The sequence below is a fragment of the Faecalibacterium sp. AF10-46 genome, from assembly GCF_003604105.1.
Classification (GTDB): domain Bacteria; phylum Bacillota; class Clostridia; order Oscillospirales; family Ruminococcaceae; genus Faecalibacterium; species Faecalibacterium taiwanense.
On sequence record NZ_QVGY01000029.1, the window covers coordinates 1 to 2,316 of the forward strand.

Annotated in this window: 1 protein-coding gene; it reads right to left on the reverse strand. The window is 48.0% G+C overall.

The genetic code is table 11. The features are described 5' to 3' along the window. Positions 1–85: 85 nt before the first annotated feature. Positions 86–1,768, reverse strand: coding sequence for a group II intron reverse transcriptase/maturase (gene ltrA, locus DWV57_RS14200; protein WP_120021124.1), 1,683 nt, complete (start codon positions 1,766–1,768; stop codon positions 86–88). Positions 1,769–2,316 lie beyond the last annotated feature (548 nt).

Consider the following 2,316-nt stretch of genomic DNA (forward strand, 5'->3'; position numbering starts at 1 on the left):
ATCGGCTGGGTCAGCGGTGTTACCACCGCCTTCCCGCCTAAGAACCGTACGTGACAGTTTCCCGTCATACGGCTCAAGCATTTCATCACTTTTTCAAGCGGTTCTCAGCATAAATTCTCTGACAGGCGCAATGAACGTAGCGCATATTACGAACTTCTTCCATGCCAGCCTTTGCCTTTGGTGCAAGGTAGAAGATTTCTCTTTCTTCCGTTACATCCATCGGCATTCCGCAGTGGTAGCACAGTCCGTTCTGGTTTTTCCAAATCATCTTGAATTTTCCAGTCAGCCGGTGCATTCCTTTATCGAATTTCCTTTTTTGGAAATACGCCTCATCGAGGAACGGATTTGCAGTAGCTTTTATCTTGGTATGTCGCACAATGGCTGTGCTGTCCACCCGTATCAGCTCCTTGTTTTCCGTAGAGAACACCCAGTTCCGATTACCGACACGATGCCAGTATCTCGTGGAAATCCACCACTTGTTCTTCTTTGGGTGCCGTCTTTTAGCCCATCGCCACAGCAGTTCGTACAGGACATAGTCCAGATGCGCGAACGCATCACTTGCGCATACGGACTGGTGGTAATTAGTCCAACCTCGAATTTGTTCATTCAACTTCATAATCAGAACATCTTGCTGCCACGCTTTTCCTCTGCGGAGAATCGTGTCAGAGATATTGGAAACGATAGCCTTGACCGCCTTTTGGGAAGGCTTGATAATCAGCTTTTCGTTATACTTTCTGAAGTTCCAGCCGAGGAAGTCAAAACCATCGTCAATGTTGGTGACAACGGTCTTTTCATCAGAAAGTTCCAATCCGCGTTCAGCGAGAAACTCTCGAATCAGCTCCTTTGCTTCAAGAGCCAATTCAGGTGTTGCCGCTGTGACCACAAAATCGTCTGCATAGCGGACGAAGTTTACTTTGTGGGCATTCTTAAATCTTGAATCGACCTTGCCGAGCGCGTTCGTGTGAAAGCGTTCGACCAGCTTCTTCTCGATACCATCCAGCGTCATGTTCGCCAGAATGGGGGAGATAATACCACCTTGCGGAGTTCCTTCCTCGGTAGGAAAGAGTTCGCGCTGATAGATAAATCCCGCCTTTAAGAACTGCTTCAAAATGTTCTTGTCCATGGGGATGTTCGCCAGAAGCCAATCATGGCTGATATGGTCGAAACAACCTTTGATGTCACCCTCCAAAACCCACTTCGGAGAAATGTGCTTGCGCGACAGTGCATTGAACAGATATTCGCAGGCATCCTGTGCGCATCTTCCTTTTCGGAAACCAAAGGATTTCCCATCTGCTGTTGTTTCCGCCACCGGCTCCAGTGCCAAAGCATAGAGAGCCTGCATTGCGCGGTCATACATTGTAGGAATGCCCAATGGACGCTTTTTCTTCTTGTCCTTCTTTTCGATATACACTCTACGGAGAGGACGCGCACGATACCCTTTATCTGTCAGCGATAGAACCGCTTTCATTTTCTTCGCCGGGGTGTTCCAGAGAACACCATCCACACCGGGAGTCTTGCGCCCATCGTTGGTAACGACACGCTTAACAGCCAGTGCTTTGGCGTAAAAGGAATGTGTCAGAAGATACTGAAGTCGTTTTACTGCGTTGTAGTCTTTTTGCTGAGTTGCCTTGACAATCCTGATTTGTAGCCTGTTGACTTCCCGCTCTGCCTTATGCCAGTCAATGTTTTTCCATTGGGCACTCAACATAGCTTCGTCCGACAGCTTCTCAGAAGTTTTACCTTCCGTCGTTGAATACTTATCGTTCACAGGGATACCTCCAATCTTGCCATGAAATACCCGGAATAAGTCAGCACCCTTTCAGGTCAGGGCAAATTTTGAACCCCTATGCTCACTGTTACAGTGAACCGTTCGCTTTTTATTCCATCTCATACCCTCTGCACCGTTTCTCCCTCTTGCGAGGTCGATACCTTTATCAAAGGAGTGCATAGGGTTTTCCACGTTCCACGTAATGCATAATTCATGAATGCCTTAGCCGCCATCTTTGAACCGGGAGGATTTGTGTCCATTTGCTTCGGGGTAGCGAAAGGCCCCTTGGCCACCTCCAGCACCTTTTGGTGTAGGTGTATCAGCCTTATTTCACCTATTCCCTGTAACGATCCTTACGATGGTTCACATTACATTCGACATAGCATTCTTTACCCTAACGGTACGTCTGCTTTTAGGCTGGCAGATTTCCCATATTGTCCTGTGAGCTTCCCAACGCCGGCTTTTGACCAGTGCAGGTCACAGTAGGGTTACTCCAAATGGATAGAGTAGCGTTTACACGCAATACATTACGCGACTTCGTGTCGCAC